3 protein-coding genes are annotated in these 21,385 nt (G+C 74.5%); all 3 read left to right on the plus strand.

The window, feature by feature from the left end:
- Positions 1-1,930 precede the first annotated feature (1,930 nt).
- Complete coding sequence (locus ACLJPY_RS26190; RefSeq protein WP_410592312.1) at positions 1,931-19,714, plus strand: non-ribosomal peptide synthase/polyketide synthase; 17,784 nt, start codon at positions 1,931-1,933, stop codon at positions 19,712-19,714.
- A gap of 32 nt (positions 19,715-19,746) precedes the next feature.
- The gene (locus tag ACLJPY_RS26195; protein ID WP_013224966.1) at positions 19,747-19,947 is read left to right on the plus strand and encodes an MbtH family protein; all 201 of its coding nucleotides are present in this window, start codon (positions 19,747-19,749) and stop codon (positions 19,945-19,947) included.
- Positions 19,948-20,033: 86 nt separating this feature from the next.
- The gene (locus ACLJPY_RS26200) at positions 20,034-21,356 is read left to right on the plus strand and encodes a serine hydrolase domain-containing protein (RefSeq protein WP_410592313.1); all 1,323 of its coding nucleotides are present in this window, start codon (positions 20,034-20,036) and stop codon (positions 21,354-21,356) included.
- Positions 21,357-21,385 lie beyond the last annotated feature (29 nt).

Here is a 21,385-nt window from a genome sequence, read left to right on the forward strand (position 1 = left end):
GGGTGAAGAACGACTCCGGTCGGGTGGTGGGTCCGGGGTGTGCTGTGGCGTGGCGGCGTTGGTGCTGGTGCGGGTCGGTGGGGGTCTACTGTGGACGTCCATTCCGGACGGGGTTGGGTGGGTTCTGATCTTTTTGCGTTGCGGGAATGTTGTCGGAGGTGGCGAGGGGTTCGGAGTCTGGGCGGTGTGCGGGGGTGTGGAAAGGGTGAGGGTGGTCGGCCCAGTGCCGCTTGTCTGCCGACCCCGCGGCTGCCGCTGGGGGGACTCGCGTGCCCGGTGGGCCGGGTTGGCTGCTCGGCCCTTGCGGTTTGGTTGCTGGCTTCCTGCCGGGCTCGTGACTCTGCGCTGCTCTGCATCGATCGCGCGGGAGTTCCGCCCGCTGGGGGATATCCGCGGGTTTGGAGGGGCAGTGGGGGCTCGCGGGTCGCTCGCCGACTCTTGCCCGGTGGCCTCCGGGCGCGCCGGGTGGCACCAGTCCGCCGGGTGGGTTCCGAGGTCCTCCGGCCGCCGTTGGCCCGTCGCGGTGGCTTCCGGGCTGCTGGTCCCGAGGGTCTCGCGGGGGAGGGCTGCCAGGGGCACCGGTCTCGCTGGTCCCGTGGGGGTGACCTTCGAGGGCCGCCGGTCTCGCTTGCCCCGCCGGGGTGGCCTCCGAGGGCGGCTGGCCCCGAGGGTTTCGCGGGGGTGGGCGCCGGTCCGATTGGTTCCGCGGCGGTGGGCTGCGAGGGAGCTGGCCTTGCGAGTGGGCTGCGGCGGCCGCCGGCCCGGCTGGCCCCGCAGGGGGCCGCGAGGCTCACCGGTCTTGCGGCAGCGACCTCCGAGGGCGACTGGTTCCGCTGGGCTCGCGAGGTGGGGCGCCGGTCCGGTTAGTCACGCGGGGGTGGGCTGCGAGGGGCGCTGGCCTTGCGGCGGGCTGCGGAGGCCGCCCGGTCCCGTCTGGTTTCGCAGGCGTGGGCCGTGACGGCCGCCCGTCTCGCGGAGGTGGGTGCGAGCGCCGCCGGGCGAACACCGCCGCACCGGATCTCCACCATCATGCGCCGCCACCGAACGGGCACCCGCTCCACCGGGGCGCTCCCGTCCATCAGGGCGCCCCACCGCGGAAGAGGACGTTAACCTTCCGGTTCCGCAGAACACAACCGACCCGAGTGCCCAAGCCGGCGACCGTTCAAACCGCGTCCCACGCATTCCCGCGTCACCTTTGTCCGCTTGACGACCCCCGCGAAGGATCTGCTCCTGGAGGGTCTTCGATCGATCATTTCGGTGATCTGGGCTTCTCTTCCGCGTTACCCGCCAAACGGGTGACGTGCAGTAAGCTGAAGCACAACTGCCGAAAACTTGCTTACTGCGCGCCGCCGGGCCGGCCGTCACCCGGGTGACGATGGGGTCTTCGCAGGTAGGCGCCCTGCAGTAAAGTCAAACCTCCCAATCGAGGTAACATTTTCCGGCAGAAGAGTGAACAATAACCGACGCCGTACTACTCGCTGTCCGGGTATACCTGCGCGATTTTTGGACATTTTCGCCAATGCTCCGTTCGGCGGTACGAGCAACGCGTTCTCTGGGTAGCGTGATGCCAATCCGGCTGGTCTTGGGGGCTCTTGACTGCCGGGTGACCGACCTGTTGCACGAAGAACGCCGGTTGTCGCGAGCGTTCGGCGGTCGCTGGGGCCTAATCGGCACAGCGGGGGTGCCGCCGAAAACGGAACTGTTTCCGAGGTCGCCGCGCGGCTGTCAACGGTGGAAAGGATCAATGTGTCACGCGCTCGTTCCTGCAGGTTCGCCCGGTGGGGGGCACCCCGGGCGGATTTGTTGAACGAGTGGCAAGAAGCCGCCGGGCGGGGCCCGGTATTCCTGGCGACCGGCCTCACCTGCGTGTCGTCTCCCAGCGCCCGGACGCGCCTGCGCTGACCTCATCCGTGCTCGAAAGGTTCCTGCAATGCCGCGATACGACGTCTCGGTTCCCGACGCCGACGACGACAGATCGGTCCCCGCGCGTACCCTCGCCGGGCTGTTCGAAGCGCAAGCCGCGCGCACCCCGGCGGAACCGGCGCTGACCGGCGCCGACGGCACCTTTTCCTACGCGGCGGTCAACGCGCGGGCGAACCGGCTGGCGCGGCTGCTGATCCGGCACGGGGCCGGCCCGGAGCGGGTCGTCGCGCTCGTCCTGCCGCGGTCGGCCGACCTGATCGTCGCCGAGCTGGCGGTGGCCAAGGCCGGTGCCGCCTTCCTGCCCGTCGACCCCGACCAGCCCGCCGAGCGCATCTCCTTCGTGCTCGACGACGCCGACCCCGTGCTCGTGGTCACCCGCGGAACCACCCGCGAAAGACCCGGCAGCACCACCCTCGACCTCGGCGAACCGGGCCTGCTCGACAACACCGACACCGAAGCCGACAGCAACACCGACACCGACGCCGACCCCACCGACGCCGACCGCACCCGCCCCCTGCACCTCGACCACCCGGCCTACCTGATCTACACGTCCGGCTCGACCGGCGTGCCGAAGGGCGTGCTCGTCACCCACCGCGGCCTGGCCGGCTTCTTCGCCGCCATGCGCGAGCACTACGACGTGCGCCCCGGCGACCGGGTCCTCGAGTTCTCCTCGCCGAGCTTCGACGCCTCCGTCCTCGAGCTCGGCATGGCGCTGCCGCACGGGGCGGCGCTGGTCGTGCCCCCGCCGGGCCCGCTGCTGGGCGATCGGCTCGCCGACGTCCTGGCCGAACACGGAGTCACCCACGCGCTCATCCCGCCCGTCGCGCTGGCCACGCTGCCGAAGCACGCGCTGCCGGACTTCCGCACGGTGATCGTCGGCGGGGACGCCTGCCCGCCCGAACTGGTCCGGACCTGGGCGCCCGGGCGCCGGATGATCAACTCCTACGGTCCCACCGAGTTCACCGTCGTGGCCACCTGGAGCGATCCGCTCGTCCCCGGCGGCACGCCGCCGATCGGCCACCCGCTGCCGGACGCCACCGCCTACGTCCTCGACGAGGCCCTGCGCCCGGCCGCCACCGGCGAGCTCTACGTCACCGGTCCGGGACTGGCCCGCGGCTACCTCGACCGGCCCGGCCTGACCGCGAGCCGGTTCGTCGCCGACCCCTTCGGCGGCCCCGGCGCCCGGATGTACCGGACCGGCGACATCGTCCGCCGAACGGCCGACGGCGAGCTGGAGTTCGTCGGGCGCGCCGACCACCAGGTCAAGATCCGCGGTTTCCGGATCGAACCCGGCGAAATCGAGGCGCTGCTCCTGCAGCAAGAAGGCGTCCGCGAGGCCGTCGTCGTCGCCCGCGAGGACCGCGTCAAGCGCCTGGTCGCCTACTTCGCCGGGGACGCCGATCCGGCGGACCTGCGCGCCGCCGCGGCCGACCGGCTGCCGCCGTACATGGTCCCGGCCGCCTTCGTCGTGCTCGACGCGATGCCGCTGACCCACCACGGCAAGCTCGACCGCGACGCGCTGCCCGAACCCGACTGGCAGGCCCAGGTCCGCGCCGCCCACACCGCGCCCCGCACCCCGGCCGAGCACGCCCTCGCCGAGATCTGGGCCGACGTGCTGGGCGTACCGGACGTCGGGGTCGACGCGGACTTCTTCGAACTCGGCGGCGACTCGATCCTCGGGGCCCGCGCGCTCGCCCGGATCCGCGCCCGCTTCGGCGCCGAACTCTCCCCGCGGGTCGTGTTCGACGCCCGCACCATCGCGAAGCTCGCCGAGCTGCTGCCCGACGGCGGCGCCCCGGCCGGCCGGATCGAGCCGGCGGTCCACGACGCCGTGGTGCCGCTGTCGCCGGTCCAGCGCCGGCTGTGGGTCATGGACCAGCAGAACCCCGGCAGCACCGAATACAACGCCGGGGTCGGCCTCACCCTCGAAGGTCCGCTGGACCGCGACGCGCTGCGCGCCGCCCTGGACGCGCTCGCCGCACGGCACGAGTCGCTGCGGACGACGTTCCGGACCGTCGACGGCGAGGGCGTCCAGGTCGTCGCCGACGACGGCACCATCCCGCTCGAGGAGGCCGACGCCGAGGCGGACCTGGACGCGCAGCTCGCGGCCGAACTGGACCGTCCCTTCGACCTGACGACCGGGCCGCTCACGCGGGCCACGCTGATCCGCCGCGGCGAGGAGGAGCACCTGCTCCTGCTGTGCCAGCACCACATCATCACCGACGGCTGGTCGGTCGGCCTGCTGGTCGACGAGTTCGCCGCGCTGTACGCGGGGGAGAAGCCCGCCCCGCTGGAGATCGGCTACCGCGACTACTCCCGCTGGCACCACGACCGGCTCGCCGGCTCGCTGCGGGAGCAGCAGCTGGGCTACTGGCGCGCGCAGCTCGCCGGCCTCGAACCGCTCGACCTGCCCACCGACCGGCCCCGCCCGCCGGTGCGATCCGCCGAGGGCGCGATCCGCCGGTACGCCCTGCCCGCGGACCTCGCCCGGCAGCTCGCCGAGCTGGGCCACGACACCGGCGCGACGCTGTTCACGACGCTGACCGCGCTCGTCCAGGTGCTGCTGGCCCGCTACACCGGGCAGGACGACGTCGCCGTCGGCACCGCGGTGTCCGGCCGCGACCACGACCAGCTCGAACGGCTCGCCGGGTTCTTCGTCAACACCCTCGTCCTGCGGTCCGCGGTCGATCCGGCCGAGCCGTTCGACCACTTCCTCGACCGGGTCAAGGAGACGACGCTGGCGGCCTTCGCCGCCGCCGAAGTTCCCTTCGACCAGGTCGTCGACGACCTGCGGCCGGCTCGTGACCCGAGCCGGACCCCGCTGGTGCAGGTCCTGCTGGTACTGCAGCAGGACCTGGTCCGGCCCCGGGAGGCGGGCGCCCTCCGCCTGGGCGAGCACGACCTGCCCCGCCCCCGGGCCCGGTTCGACCTCGTGCTGGAGTTCCAGCCGCAGGGTCGCAGCTTCGCGATCGAGTACGACACCGCGCTCTTCGACGCCTCGACCGTCGACCGCTTCGCCGGGCACCTGCGGGCGCTGGCCGAGGCGGTGGTCGCCGGGCCGCACCGGCCGGTGGCCGAACTGCCGCTGATGGGGTCCGCCGAACTGGCCCACCTGACCGAGCTGTCGCACGGGCCGGTGTTCGAAGCCCCGGCCGCCACGCTGCCGCAGCTGTTCGAGGCCCAGGCCGCCCGCACCCCCGACGCGGTCGCGGTCGTCTGCGAAGGCCGCTCGCTGACGTACCGGGAGCTCGACGCGCAGGCCAACCGGCTCGCCCGGGTCCTCGTCGAGCGGGGCGCCGCGCCCGAGCGGTTCGTCGCCGTTTCGCTGCCGCGCACCGAGCGGATCCTGGTGGCCCTGCTCGGGGTGCTGAAGTCCGGCGCCGCCTACCTGCCGGTCGACCCGGCCTACCCGGCCGACCGCAAGGAGCTGATCCTCGAGGACGCCGCCCCGGCCCTGCTGCTCACCCCGGACGGCCGCGGCCCCGGCTCGGTGCCCGCCCTCGCCTTCGACGACCCCGCCCTGCTCGACGCCCGGGCGGACACGCCGCTCGCCCGCGCCACGAACCCGGACCACCCCGCCTACGTGATCCACACGTCCGGCTCGACCGGCCGCCCGAAGGGCGTCGTGATCGCCCACCGCAGCGCCGCGAACCTGATGGCCTGGGCCGGACGCGACTTCGAGGACGTCTTCCGCCCCGGGTCGACCGTGGTCGCTTCGACGTCGCTCAACTTCGACGTCTCGGTGTTCGAGGTCTTCGCGCCGCTGATGACCGGTGCCACCGTCGAAGTCGTGCGGGACGTGCTGGCCCTCGGCGAGGGCGAGCAGGACGGCCGGCCGGTCGGGCTGGTCAGCGGCGTGCCTTCGGCGTTCGCCCAGCTGCTGGCCCAGGGTGCGGTGTCGGTGCGGCCGTCCACTGTGGTCTTGGCCGGTGAAGCGCTCACGCTGCACGCGCTGCACGACATCCGGAAAGCCCTGCCGGACAGCCGGATCGCGAACATCTACGGGCCCACCGAGTCCACTGTGTACGCCACCGCGTGGTACCACGACACCGACCGGACGCCGCCGATCGGCCGCCCGATCGCCGGGATCCGCGCGTACGTGCTCGACCGCGGGATGCGCCGGGTGCCCGTCGGCGTCCCGGGCGAACTGCACCTCGGCGGCGCCGGCGTGGCCCGCGGCTACCTCGGCCGGCCGGGCCTGACCGCGGGCCGGTTCGTGGCCGACCCCTTCGGCGAGCCGGGGATGCGGATGTACCGGACCGGCGACGTCGTGCGCTGGACCGCCCGCGGCGAGCTCGAATACCTCGGCCGGGCCGACGACCAGGTCAAGATCCGCGGGTTCCGGATCGAACCCGGCGAAGTCGAAGCCGCGCTGCGCAAGCACCCGGACGTGACCGAGGCGGTCGTCGTCGCGCGCACCGACGCCGGGCACCAGCGCCTGGTCGCCTACGTCGTCCCCGCCGCCCCGGCGGACCTGCGGGAGTTCCTCGGCGCCTCGCTGCCCGCCCACCTCGTCCCGTCGGCGTTCGTGCCGCTCGAGCGGCTGCCGCTCAACCCGAGCGGCAAGCTCGACCGGCGCGCCCTGCCCGCCCCGGACTTCACCGGCGGCACCACCCGCGTCGCGCCGCGCACCGAGACCGAACGGCTGCTGGCCGCCATCTGGGCCGACGCGCTCGGCCTGCCCGAGGTCGGCGTCGAGGACAACTTCTTCGAGCTCGGCGGCGACTCGATCCTCAGCATCCGGCTCGTGTCCGAGGCCGCCAAGGCCGGCCTGTGGATCACGACCAAGGACGTCTTCCGGCACCAGACGATCGCCGCGCTCGCCGCGGCGGCCGGCGTGGCCGAGCCCGCAGCACCTGCGGCCGAGCGGCCCGCGGCGAGCGGCGAGGCGGTCGTCACCCCGATCCAGCACTGGTTCCTCGACACCGACCCGGCCGACCCGGACCACTTCGTCCAGCAGCTGACCGTCCGGCTCGCCGACGGCGTCGACGCCGACCGGCTGCGGGCGGCGGTGAACGCGGTCGTCGCCCACCACGACGCCTTCCGGCTGCGCTTCCGCAAGACGGCGGAAGGCTGGACGCAGGAACACGCCGAACCCGGCGAGACCGACGTCTTCGGCGCGGAGATCGACGTCGAACACGGCCCGCTGGTCAGCGCCGAACTCACCGGCACGGCCCTGCGCCTGGCCGTGCACCACCTGGTCGTGGACGGCGTCTCGTGGCGGATCCTGCTGGAGGACCTCGACCACGCCTACCACGGACGCGACCTCGGTCCCCGGACGACGTCCTTCCAGGAGTGGGCCGCCCGGCTCGCCGGGCACTCCTTCGACGGCGACCTCCCGTACTGGCGGACGGTCGACGGCGCCCAGATCCCGCTGGACACCGACGGCGACGGCACGGTGGGGAGCACCCGGACGGTCACCACCCGCCTGGACGCCGAGCTGACCCGGGCGCTGCTGCAGGACGTCCCGGGTGTCTACCGCACCCAGGTCAACGACGTGCTGCTGATCGCGCTCGGCGGGGCCCTGCGGCGCTGGACCGGCGCCGGGACGGTGCTGGTCGACCTCGAAGGCCACGGCCGCGAGGACCTGTTCGACGACGTCGACCTGTCCCGCACGGTCGGCTGGTTCACCTCGCTGTTCCCGGTCGCGCTCGACGTCCCGGACGGCGACGTCGCGGCCCGGCTGAAGTCCGTCAAGGAGCAGCTGCGCGCGATCCCGGCCCGCGGCCTGTCCTACGGCGTGCTGCGCCACCTCGCCGGAACCGCGCCCGCGGTGACGCCCCGGCTCAGCTTCAACTACCTCGGCCGCTTCGAGGCCGGAGGCGAGCTCTACCGCGGCCTCGAGCGGGAGCTGGAACTCGAGCAGAATCCCGCCGACGTCCGCGCGCACGCCGTCGACGTCGTCGCCCGGGTCACCGACGGCTGCCTGGAGATCTCCTGGTTCTACTCCGACCAGCTGCACGACGAGGCCACGATCCGCGCGGCCGCGGGCGACCTCGTCGACGGGCTGGCCGGGATCGTCGAGCACTGCACGCGACCGGGGGCCGGCGGCCGCACGCCGTCGGACTTCCCGCTGGCCGCCCTCGACCAGGCTGCGGTGGACCGGCTCGCCGGCGACGGCCGCGACGTCGAGGACATCTACCCGCTGACCCCGGCCCAGGCCGGCATGCTGTTCCACCGGCTCACCGGCGGTGGCCGGCACGCCTACCTCCAGCAGGTGACGTTCGTGCAGAGCGATGTCCCCGACCTCGAAGCGCTGGGCCGCGCCTGGCAGCGGGTGGTGGACCGGACCCCGGTCCTGCGCACCCGGGTGGTCTGGGACGGCCTCGACGAGCCCGTGCAGGTGGTCCACCGGCAGGTCAGGGTGCCGATCGAGTACCGCGACTGGACCAGCGAGCCCGCCGACCTCGACGCCGTGCTGGCGGCCGACCGGGACGCCGGCCTCGACCTGGGCGCGCTCCCGCTGATGCGGCTGCTGCTCGCGCGCGTCTCGGCGACCGAGGTCCGCGCGGTCTGGACGTTCCACCACCTGCTGCTCGACGGCTGGAGCCTCTTCCAGGTGCTCTCCGACGTCGCGGCGGCGCACGCCGGGCGCGACCTGCCGACGCGGCGGCCGTTCCGCGACCACGTCCGGTGGCTGTCCGAACAGGACGGACCGGCGGCGGAAACCTACTGGCGCGAGCGGCTTTCCGGACGCCCGGAGCCGGCCCGGCTGCACACTGACCGCGCGCCCGGCGGCCACCCGGTCGAATCGACGGCGTCGCTGCGGGTCGAGCTGCCCGCCGGGCCGCTGCGCACCGCCGCGCAGCGCCACGGGCTGACCCTCAACACGCTCGTGCAGGGCGCCTGGGCGGTGCTGCTGGCCCGCCACACCGGACGGCCGGAGGTCTGCTTCGGCACCACGGTCGCCGGGCGGCCCGCCGAACTGCCCGGGGCCGGCGAGATCACCGGCATGTTCATCACCACGCTGCCGGTCGTCGCCGACGTCGACGAGCGGGCGGCGGCCGTGGACTGGCTGCGCGCCCTCCAGGACACCCAGGCCGAGGCCCGGCGGTTCGACCACCTCTCCCTGGCGCGCCTGCAGAACTGGGGCGGCGAGTTCGACACGCTGCTGGTGTTCGAGAACTACCCGGTCACCGCGGAACTCGGGCTGCGCGACCTGCGGGGCGTCGAGACGACCAACTACCCGCTCAGCGTCGTCGCCTACCCCGGGCCGGAGCGCCTGGAGTTCCTGTTCGGCTACGACCCGCAGCTGTTCGACGCCGAGACGGTCGCCGGGTTCGCCCGGCACCTGCAGACCCTGCTGGCCGAGTTCGCGACCCGGCCGCAGGAGCCGCTCGCCCGGCTGCGCATGCTGACCGGCGCCGAGCAGCAGGAGGTCGTGGACCTCGGGACCGGCGCCGCGCAGGACCACCCGGACGCGACCGTGCCGTCGCTGTTCGCCGAGCAGGTCCGCCGCACGCCGGACGCGGTCGCCGTCACCGGCGCGGAAACGCTGACCTACGCGGAGCTGGACGCCCGCGCGAACCGGCTGGCCCACCGCCTGCTCGCCCTCGGGGCGCAGCGGGACGGACTGGTCGGGCTGCTGCTGGGCCGCTCGGCCGACGTCGTCGTCGCCGAACTGGCGGTCCTCAAGGCCGGCGGCGCCTACCTGCCGCTGGACGCCCGCGCGCCCCGCAGCCGGCTGACGGCGCTGCTCGACGGCGTCCGCCTGCTCGTCACCGACGACGACGGCCGGGCGCTCGCGGCGGAAGTCCACAGTGGACCCGTGGTGTCGGTCGACGAGGTCGGCGACGAGCCGACCGAGACGCCGGATGTCGTGCTGCGGCCGGAAAACCTGGCGTACGTCATGTACACCTCGGGGTCGACGGGCACGCCCAAGGGCGTGGCCGTCAGCCACCGGGCCGTCGTCGGGCTGGCCCGGGAGAGGGCCTTCGCCGACCCGGCCCACCGGACCGTGCTCATGCACTCCGCGCTGGCCTTCGACGCCTCGACGTACGAGCTGTGGGTGCCGCTGCTCGGTGGCGGCCGGGTGGTCGTCGCCCCGCCGGGGGACGTCGACGCCGACGTGCTGCGCCGCGCGATCACCACGCACGGTGTAACCGCGCTGTTCATCACCGCGGGGCTGTTCCGCGTGCTGGCGCAGGAGGACCCCGGCTGCCTGCGCGGGGTCCGCGAGGTGTGGACCGGCGGCGAGGTGGTCCGGCCGGCCGCGGTGCACCAGGTCGCGGAAGCCTGCCCGGGCCTCACCGTGGTGGACGTCTACGGGCCCACCGAGACCACGACGTTCGCCACCCGGTTCCCGCTGCCCCCGGGCGAGCCGGTGCCGGACGTGCTGCCGATCGGGCGGCCGCTGGACGACACCTCGACCCACGTCCTCGACCACGGGTTGCGGCCGGTGCCGCCGGGTGCCGTCGGCGAGCTGTACTTGGCCGGCAGCGGGCTGGCCCGCGGTTACCTCGGGCAGCCGGGGCTGACGGCGGAACGGTTCCTGGCCGACCCCTTCGGCGCGCCGGGCGCGCGGATGTACCGCACCGGTGACCTCGTGCGGTGGACCCGCGCCGGGGTGCTCGAGTTCGTCGGCCGCGCCGACGACCAGGTGAAGATCCGCGGCTTCCGCGTCGAACTCGGGGAGATCGAGACCGCGCTGACCGCGCACCCCGAGGTGACCGAGGCCGTCGTCGTCGCGGCGGAGTCCGGCGGGTCCAAGCGGCTCGCCGCCTACGTCGTCGCGACCGGGACGCCGGACCTGCGCGAGTTCCTGCTGCGGTCGCTGCCGGACTACCTCGTCCCGGCCGTGTTCGTGCCGCTGGAAGCGTTGCCGCTCAACCGGAACGGGAAGGTCGACCGCCGGGCGCTGCCCGCCCCGGACTTCGTCTCCGGGCTGGGCTACCGCGCGCCCGCCTCCGACGCCGAACGGCTGCTCGCCGGCATCTGGGCCGAGGTGCTGCGGGTGGAGCGCGTCGGCGCCGACGACAACTTCTTCGAGCTCGGCGGCGACTCGATCCTGAGCATCCAGGTCGTCTCCCGGGCCCGCCGGGCCGGCCTCGACCTGATGCCGGGCCAGGTCTTCGACCACCCGACCGTCGCCGCGCTCGCCCTCGCCGCCACCCCGGCCGCTCCCGCCGCGGCCGCCGCCGACGCCGGCCCGGTGACCGGTGCGGTGCCGCTGACGCCGGTGCAGCACTGGTACCTCGACCCGCGGCCGGTGCACCCCGAGCAGTTCGTCCAGTCCGTTTCGGTGGAGCTGCCCGCCGCGCCGGACCCGGCGGTGCTGCGCCGCGCGCTGCGCGATCTCCAGCTGCACCACGACGTCCTGCGGCTGCGCTTCACCGCCGACGGGCAGCACCACGCGCCCGACGCCGTGGACGTCCTCGACGCCACCATCGACCTCGAACGGGGGCCGCTGCTGCGCGCCGAGCTGGCCGGCACGACGCTGACGCTGGCCGCGCACCACCTCGTCGTCGACGGCGTTTCGTGGCGGATCCTGCTGGAGGACCTGGAAACCCTGCTGGCCGGCGGCGAACTCCCGGCCAAGACGACGTCGTTCCGCGACTGGGCCCGCACGCTGGCCCGGCACGCCGCCGACGGCTTCTTCGACGACGAACTCGCCCACTGGACGGCGATCGACGCCGACCCGGCCCTGCCGGTCGACGCCGACGGCGAGAACACCTACGGCGCGGCCCGCTCGGTGGTCGTGCGGCTGCCCGCCGGACCCACCCGCGCGGTGCTGCACGACGTGCCGGGCGCGTACCGGACGCAGGTCAACGACGTCCTGCTGACCGCGCTCGGCCGCGTCCTGCGGGACTGGACCGGCCGGGACCGCGTGCTCGTCGACCTCGAAGGCCACGGCCGGGAGGACCTGTTCCCCGGCGTCGACCTGTCCCGCACGGTCGGCTGGTTCACCTCGATCTTCCCGGTCGAGCTGACCTCCTCCGGCGAGGACTGGGGCGAAGCCCTGAAGACGACGAAGGAACGGCTGCGCGCGATTCCCCGCCGCGGCCTCGGCTACGGCGCCCTGCGTCACCTCACCGGCACCGCCCCGCGCCTCGAACCGCGGATCAGCTTCAACTACCTGGGCCGCTTCGACCACGGCGGCGGCCTGGGCGGCGCCGCGCACCCCGAGCAGACCCGCGCGCACCAGCTCGACGTCGTCGGTGCGGTGGTCGGCGACGAGCTGGAACTGACCTGGCACTACGCGGACGGCGTGCACACCGAAGCGACCGTGCGCCGGCTGGCCGAGGCCCTCCTCGAAGCGCTCGGCGAGATCGTCGCGCACTGCGCCCGGCCGGACGCCGGCGGCCGCACGCCGTCGGACTTCCCCCTCGCCCGCCTCGACCAGGCCGCGGTGGACCGCCTCGCCGGCGACGGCCGGACGGTCGAGGACATCTACCCGCTCACCCCGATGCAGTCCGGCATGGTCTTCCACAGCCTCGTCGACGGCGCGGGCGGGACGTACCTCAACCAGGTGCGGCTGCGGCTGACCGGCGTCACCGACCCCGAGCGGTTCGCCCGGGCCTGGCAGCAGGTCGTCGCGGACACGCCGGTGCTGCGCACCCGGGTCGTCTGGGACGGCCTGGACGAGCCCGTGCAGGTCGTCGAGCGGTCCGTCCCGATCCCGGTCGTCCACCTCGACTGGACCGCACTGGACGACGCCGAGCGCGCCCGGGAGCAGGAGCGGTACCTCGAAGCCGACCGCGCCGAGGGCTTCGACCTGACGGCGGCCCCGCTGCTGCGGCTGGCGTTCGCCCGGCTGCCCGGCGGCGACGTCCTGCTCCTGTGGACGTTCCACCACGTGCTGCTCGACGGCTGGAGCGCCGCGCAGGTGTTCGGCGAAGTGTGCGCGCGGTACGCCGGTGCCGCCGGGGCCGGGCACCGCCCGCCGTTCCGCGAGTACCTGCGCTGGCTCGGCGAGCAGGACACCACGGCCGCCGAAATCCACTGGCGCGAGCAGCTCGCCGGGCTGCGGACCCCGACGCCGCTGCCCTACGACCGCCGTCCGGTGGAGGCGCACCGCGCGCGGTCCGCCGCGTCGGTCCGCGTGTCGGCACCCGCCGACGGGCTGCGGGAGCTGGCGCGGCGCGCCGGCCTGACGCTCAACACGATCGTCCAGGGCGCCTGGGGTCTCGTGCTGTCCCGCTACAGCGGGGAATCCGACGTCGTCTTCGGCACCACCGTCTCCGGACGGCCCGCCGAGCTGCCCGGCGTCGAGTCGATGGCCGGGCTGTTCATCAACACCCTGCCCGCGCCGGTGACCGTCCACGACGGACTGACCGTGGCGGACTGGCTGCGGGAGCTGCAGGCGGCCCAGGCGCGCTCGCGCCGGTTCGACTTCGTGTCACTGGCCCAGCTGCAGACCTGGGCCGGCGGCAGCACGCTGTTCGACAGCATCCTGGTGTTCGAGAACTACCCGTTCGACACCGAAGCCGTGGCCGCGTACGGGATCGGGCTGCACGAGGACGGCGAGCTGCAGCCGACCAACTACCCGCTCAGCGTCGTCGTCGCGCCGGGGGAGCGGCTGACGGTGTCGTTCGACCACGACCCGGACCTGTTCGACCGGGCCACGATCGAGCGACTGGCCGGGCAGCTCGTGCTGGCCTTGGAGCGGCTCGGCGCGAACCCCCAAGCCCGGGTCGGCGAGCTCGACCTGCTCACCGAGGACGACCGCGAGCGCGTGCTGCGGACCTTCAACGACACCGCCCACCCGGTGGCCGAAGCCACGGTCGTCGGCCGGTTCGCCGAGCAGGCCCGCCGGACGCCGGACGCCCTCGCGGTGGACGACCTGACCTACGCCGAGCTGGCCGCCCGGTCCGACGGGCTCGCCGGCCGGCTGGCCGAGCTCGGCGTCGGGGCCGAGGACCGGGTCGGGCTGCTGCTCGAGCGGTCGGCCGACGTCGTCGTGGCCGAACTGGCGGTGCTCAAGGCGGGTGCGGCGTACGTGCCGGTCGACCTGCGGGCCCCGGCGGCCCGGATGCGCCTGGTGCTGGCCGAAGCCGGCGTCGCCGTGGTGATTTCCGATCGGTCCTGTTCGGACGTCCATACCGGACCGGTGGTCCGGGTCGGCGAGACCGGCCACGGTGCGGTGCCGGGTGTCACCGTGCGCCCGGAAAACCTGGCGTACGTGATGTACACGTCCGGCTCGACGGGCCAGCCGAAGGGCGTGGCGGTGACCCACCGCGACATCGTGGCCCTGGCCTCGGACCGCTCGTTCGCGGGCGCGGCGCACCGGACGGTGCTGCTGCACTCGCCGCAGGCGTTCGACGCCTCCACCTACGAGGTCTGGGTGCCGCTGCTGAGCGGCGGCCGGGTGGTCGTCGCCCCGCCGGGCGACGTGGACGCCGACGTCGTGCGCGAGGTCGTCGCCGGGCGCGGGGTCACCGCGCTGTGGCTGACCGCCGGGCTGTTCCGCCTGCTGGCGCAGGAGGACCCGGCCTGCCTGCGCGGCGTGGGGGAGGTGTGGACCGGCGGTGACGTCGTCCCCGCCGCCGCCGTGCGCCAGGTGCGCGAAGCCTGCCCCGGGCTGACCGTCGTCGACGGCTACGGCCCCACCGAGACGACCACCTTCGCCAGCCGGTTCTTCGTGGCGCCGGCCGACGAGGTCCCGGACGCCATGCCCATCGGACGGCCGCTGGACAACATGGCCGCCTACGTCCTGGACGCCGGGTTGCGGCCGGTCGCGCCCGGGGTGGCGGGCGAGTTGTTCGTCGCCGGGGCCGGGGTCTCCCGCGGCTACCTCGGCCGGCCGGGCCTGACCGCGGACCGGTTCGTGGCCGACCCGTTCGGCGCGCCCGGCGCCCGGATGTACCGCACCGGCGACGTCGTGCGCTGGACCCGCGACCCGCTTTCCGGGGGTCCGGGTGGCGGAGCCCCCGGCCCGGGGCGAAGCCCCGGTTCTCACCGCGGCGTGCTGGAGTTCGTCGGCCGCGCCGACGACCAGGTGAAGATCCGCGGCTTCCGCATCGAACCGGGCGAGATCGAAACGGCACTGGCCGCCCACCCGGAGGTCGCCGAGGCCGTGGTGCTCACCCGCGACCGGCGCCTGGTCGCCTACGTCGTGACGGCCGGGCAGCCGGACCTGCGCGGGTGGCTGCAGCGCGACCTGCCCGACTACATGGTGCCCTCGGCGTTCGTCACGCTCGACGCGCTTCCCTTGAGCGCCAACGGGAAGGTCGACCGCAAGGCGCTCCCGGAGCCCGCCGCGGAGCCGGCGGCCGGGTACGTGCCGCCGCGCACCGAGACCGAGCGCGTGCTCGCCGAGGTCTGGGCCGACGTGCTCGGTGTGCCCGGCGTCGGCGTCGAGGACAACTTCTTCGAGCTCGGCGGCGACTCGATCCTGTCCATCCAGGTCGTCTCCCGGGCCCGGCGGCACGGCCTCGCGCTCACCCCGCGGGACCTGTTCGCCCACCAGACCGTCGCCGCGCTGGCCGTCGCCGCGGGCTCGGCCGCGGTCACCGTGGCCGAGCAGGGCCCGGTCACCGGGTCCGCCGCGCTGACCCCGATCCAGCACTGGTTCTTCGCCGGGGACTTCGGCGACCCCGACGGGTTCACGCAGTCGGTGCGGATCGAGCGGGCCGAGCCCTTCCACGTCGACACCCTGCGCGCGGCCCTGGCCACCCTGGCCGGGCACCACGACGCCCTCCGGATGCGGTTCACCGGCGGCGGCCAGGAGAACGCGCCGGTCGAGCCGGCCGAGTTCCTGGGCGCCGGGATCGACGTGACCCACGGGCCGCTGCTCACCGCCGAACTGCTGGCGCCCGCCGTCCTGCGGCTGACGGTCAACCACCTCGTCGTCGACGGCGTCTCGTGGCGGATCCTCCTGGAGGACCTGGAAACCGCCTACCGCGGCGGCCCGCTGCCGCCGAAGACGACGTCCTTCCGCGACTGGGCCAACCGGCTCGCGGAGCACGCCGAGGCGGGCGGGTTCGACGACGAACTGCCGTACTGGCGCACCGCGCTCGCCGTCGACCCGGCCCTGCCGGTCGACAGCGACGCCACCGGGGACGGTGCCGGCACGGTGACCACCCGCCTGGACGCCGAGCTGACGCGAGCACTGCTCCAGGACGTCCCGGGCGTCTACCGGACGCAGGTCAACGACGTGCTGCTGGCCGCGCTCGGCCGGGTGCTGGCCCGCTGGACCGGCCGCGACGGCGTGCTGGTCGACCTGGAGGGGCACGGGCGCGAGGACCTGTTCCCCGACGTCGACCTCTCCCGCACGGTCGGCTGGTTCACCTCGCTGTACCCGGTCGCGCTGCGGATCGGGGACGGCTGGGGCCCGCTGCTCAAGTCGGTGAAGGAACAGCTGCGCGCGGTGCCCCGCCGCGGGGTCGGCTACGGCGCCCTGCGGTACCTCACCGGGACCGCGCCCGCGCTCACGCCGCAGATCAGCTTCAACTACCTGGGCCGCCTCGACGGCGCGGCCGGCAGCCTCGACTCGGCGGTCGGGGAGGGCGCCGGCCGGGCGCACCTGCTCGACGTCGTCGGCCGGGTGGACCGGGACTGCCTGGAACTGACCTGGTACTACGCCCGCGACACGCACACCGCCGCCACGGTGGAGCGGCTGGCCGCCGAACTGGCGGCCGCACTGGGCGAAGCCGTCGCGCACTGCGCCGAGCCCGGCGCGGGCGGGCGCACGCCGAGCGACTTCCCGCTGGCCCGGCTGGACCAGCGGCAGGTCGACCGGATCGCCGGCGACGGCCGCGGCGTGGCCGACCTCCACCCGCTCACCCCGATGCAGGCCGGGATGGTCTTCCACGGCCTGTCCCAGGAGTCCCAGGGCGTCTACTTCGAACAGGTCACCGCCGTCCTCGACGGCGTGGCCGATCCGCGGGTGCTGGGCGAAGCCTGGCAGCACGTCGTCGACCGGACGCCGGTGCTGCGCGGCAGCGTCGTCTGGGAGGACGTCCCCGAGCCGCTGCTCGTGGTCCACCGCGAAGCGCGGGTGCCGGTCACCGAACTCGACTGGCGGGACCGCGACCGCGAGGCCGCCCTGCGCGAGCTGCTCGCCGAAGACCGCGCGCGGCCGTTCGACCTGACGGCGGCCCCGCTGCTGCGGGTCACGCTGGCCCGGCTGCCCGGCGACGCCGTCCAGCTCGTCTGGACCTTCCACCACGTCCTGCTCGACGGCTGGAGCGTCTTCCAGGTCCTTTCCGACGTCTGCACCGCGTACGCGGCCCTGCGCGACGGCACGCCGCCCGCGCTGCCGCACCGGCGGCCGTTCGGGGACTACGTCACGTGGCTGAGCGGCCAGACCGCCGAAGGCGCCGAAGAGTACTGGCGCCGGGAGCTCGCCGGCGTCACCGAGCCGACGCCGCTGCCGTACGACCGCGTGCCCGGCTTCGCCCACGAGACGAGCTCGTCGACGTGGGTCGGCCGCGACCTCGGCGAGGCGGCGACCGGCCGGCTGGCGGCGTTCGCCCGGCGCGAGCGGCTCACCGTCAACGCCGTCGTGCAGGGCGCCTGGGCGCTCCTGCTGGCCCGGCACAGCGGCGAGGACGACGTCTGCTTCGGGGCCACCGTGTCCGGGCGCCCGGCCGGGCTGGCCGGCGTCGACGACATCACCGGCATCTTCATCAACACGCTGCCGGTGCGGGTCACCGCCGACCCGGCGGCCCCGGTCGCCGGCTGGCTGCGCGGCCTGCAGACCGCCCAGGCCGAATCGCGCCGGTTCGAGCACATCCCGCTGACCGCGGTGCAGGCCTGGAGCGGGGTCGAGGGCGGCCGCAACCTGTTCGACAGCCTCGTGGTCTTCGAGAACTACCCGGTCACCGCGGACGACGTGGCGGCGCACGGCGTGCGGCTGCGCGAACTGCAGGCGATGGAGACGACCAACTACCCGCTCACCGTCGTGGCCGCGCCCGGCCCGCGCCTGTCGCTCGGCCTCGGCTACGACCCGGCGCTGTTCGACGAGCGCACGGTCGAGCGGCTGGCCCGGCAGCTCGAACACCTGCTGGAAGCGATCGCCGAAGACCCGGCCCGGCCGCTGCGGGAGTTCGGCGTCCTCGACGCCGCCGAACGCGAGCAGGTCCTCGTGGCGTTCAACGACACCGCCCACGAGGTTCCGCCGGTCACCCTGACCGAGCTGATCGAGGCGCAGGCGGCCCGTACGCCCGACGCCGTCGCGGTCGTCTCGCGCGAGGAGCGGCTCACCTTCGCCGAACTCGACGGACGCGCCGACCGGCTGGCCCGGATGCTGGCCGCCCGCGGAGCCGGGCCGGAGCGGATCGTCGCGCTAGCCTTGCCGCGGTCGGTGGAGATCGTGGTCGCGCAGCTGGCCGTGCTGAAGACGGGTGCCGCCTACCTGCCGGTCGACCCGGACTACCCGCCCGAGCGGATCGCGTTCATGCTCGCCGACGCGAACCCGGTCGTGGTCGTGTCCAAGCCGGGCACGCCGCTGCCCGTCGACGACGTGCTCGTCCTCGACGGCCCAGAGGTGGACGGTTCAGAGGCCCACGGCCCGGCCACCCCCTTGGGCCGGTCGGTGCCGCTGTCCGCACCGGCGTACGTCATCTACACCTCGGGCTCGACGGGCACGCCCAAGGGCGTCGTCGTCACCCACGCCGGCCTGGCGAGCTTCTCGAGCGCCGAAATCGCCCACTTCGACGTCCGGCCGGGCGATCGCGTGCTGCAGTTCTCCTCGCCGAGTTTCGACGCTTCGGTGCTGGAGCTGTGCATGGCGCTGCCCGCCGGGGCCGCGCTGGTCGTGCCGCCGCCCGGGCCGCTGCTCGGCGACCACCTGGCCGCCGTGCTGCGCGACGAAGGCGTCACCCACGCCCTCGTCCCGCCGGTGGCCATGGCGAGCGTGCCGGACGTCGAGCTGCCCGCGTTCCGCACCCTGGTGGTCGGCGGCGAGGCCTGCCCGGCCGACCTGGTGGCCCGCTGGGCGCCGGGCCGCCGGATGATCAACGCCTACGGGCCCACCGAAACCACCGTCGTGGCGACCTGGAGCGAGCCCCTCGAACCCGGGGCCACCCCGCCGATCGGCCGTCCGATCCGCAACACGCGCGTCCGCGTCCTCGACCCGGCCCTGCGGCCGGTGCCGATCGGGGTCGCGGGGGAGCTGTACGTCTCCGGCGCCGGCCTCGCCCGCGGGTACCTCGACCGGCCGGGGCTCACCGCCTCGCGGTTCCTCGCCGACCCGTTCGGGGCGCCGGGCACGCGGATGTACCGCACCGGCGACCTGGTGCGGTGGCGCGCCGACGGGACGCTGGAGTTCCTCGGCCGGGCCGACGACCAGGTCAAGATCCGCGGCTTCCGGATCGAGCCCGGCGAGATCGTGGCCGTGCTGCGCAAGCACGAGGGCGTCCGTGACGCGGCCGTGGTCGCGGACGGCCAGCGGCTGATCGCCTACGTCGTCGGCGAGGCGGCCGGCGGCCTGCGCGAACACGTCGCCGCCACGCTGCCGGCCCACTACGTGCCCGCCGCCTTCGTCCCGCTCGACGCGCTTCCGTTGACCGCCAACGGAAAGCTCGACCGGCGCGCGCTGCCCGCCCCGGAAGTCCCGGTGGACAGCGCGGAGTACGCGGCGCCGGAGACCGAGACCGAAGAAGTCCTCGCGGCCATCTGGGCCGAGGCACTGGACCTCGACCGGGTCGGCGTCCTGGACAACTTCTTCGCCCTCGGCGGCGATTCCCTGCGCAGCCTGCGGATCACCTCGATGACGAAGTCCGCCTTCGACGTCGAGCTCACCCCGAAGGACGTGCTCACCGCCGGCACCGTGCTGGCGCTGGCGGAGCTCGTCGAAGAACGGGTCCTGGCCGACCTCGAGCGGCTCGCCGCCGGCCAAGACCACTGAGAACCGACCCCGTAACGGAAAGGAACAGACCCATGCAGGACGACGCCGAATTCCAGGTGCTGGTCAACGACGAGGGCCAGTACTCCCTGTGGCCGGTGGCGAACGAGGTACCCGCGGGCTGGCGCGCCGACGGCTTCCGCGGTGGCCGCCAGGAGTGCATGGACCACGTCGACGAGGTGTGGACCGACATGCGGCCGCTGAGCCTGCAGCGCCAGATGGCCGCCGACGGCTGAGCCGCCGTCCCCGCCGTCCCCACCGAACCCACGCGGAAGGCCCCACCCCCATGCCCTCGCCATCGACGTTCACCCAATCCGTACCCGTGGTCCGGGACGTCCCGGGCCAGCGCTCCACCGCCGACGGGCGGCTGCAGCGGCTGCTCACCGGGCTCGCCCACAAGCACGGCGTCCCGGCCGCGCAGCTGGTCGTCGCCGACGGCGCCCGGACGGACTCCGCCACGGCCGGCGGGAGCACCGCCGAGGCGAAGGTCCCGGCCGGCTCCATCACCAAGGCGTTCACCGCGGCACTGGCGATGCTGCTCGTCGCCGACGGCGACCTGGACCCGGACGACCCGCTGGGGGAGCACCTGGACGGGCTCGGCCCGCAGGTCGGCAGACCCACGATCCGGCAGGTGCTCAGCCACACCGGCGGGCTGCCGGCCGCGCTCGGCGCCGCCGCCGACGGGACCGGGTCGGCCCGCCGGTACCTGCGGGCCTGCCGCGACGCCGGGCTCGTGCAGCCGCCCGGGCTGGGCTTCTCCTACTCCAACGTGGGGTACGTGCTCGTCGGCTACGTGGTCGAGGCCATCACCGGGATGAGCTGGTGGGAGGCGATGGACACGCTGCTGCTCGGCGAACTCGGCATCGACGCCGCGTTCGTCGTGGAGCCGGGTGCGCGGCGCCGGACCGGCGCCCACCTCAGCGGGCACGCCGTGCACGCGGCGACCGGCCGCGCCCGGCCGGTCGCGCAGACCCTGACCGCCGCCGAGGCGGCGGCCGGGGCGCTCGCGCTGAGCGCCGAGGACCTCGCGGCCTTCGGCCGGATGTTCTGCGACGGCGACGGCCCGCTGCCGGCGGACCTGCTCGAGCTGATGCGCCGTCCGGTGCCGGGCGCGGAACCGTTCGGGCTGGCCGACAGCTGGGGCCTGGGCCTGGCCGGCTACCGCGGCGCCGACGCGGACTGGACCGGCCACGACGGCACCGCCGACGGCACCTCCTGCCACCTGCGGATCGACGCCGAGCACGGGCGGGTCGTCGCGCTCACCACCAACGGCAGCACCGGTTCGGCGCTGTGGACGGACCTGGTCGCCGCCCTGCGCGCCGAAGGCCTCCCCGTCGGCGACTACGAGCTGCCCGGCGACCTCGACCGGGCCGCCCGCCCGGCCGCCGACCTGACCGGCCACTACACCAACGGCGACCTTGAGTACGAGGTCGACGTCCGCGCGGACGGCGGCACCGTGCTCGTCGTCGACGGCGAGGTCTACCCGGAGCTGGCGCTGCTGCGCGACGGGTCGTTCTCGGTGCGCGAGCCGGGTACCGGCCGCCGGATCATCGGTGGCCGCTTCCTGACCGACCCGGCCACCGGCACCGTCAGCGCCATGCAGGCCGGCGGCCGCGTCGCCCGGCGCCGCCGCCGCGCCTCCTGAGCTGCTCGTCCCACCCCGACTCGTGTTGT

This window comes from Amycolatopsis sp. lyj-23, from assembly GCF_046549135.1.
Lineage (GTDB): Bacteria > Actinomycetota > Actinomycetes > Mycobacteriales > Pseudonocardiaceae > Amycolatopsis.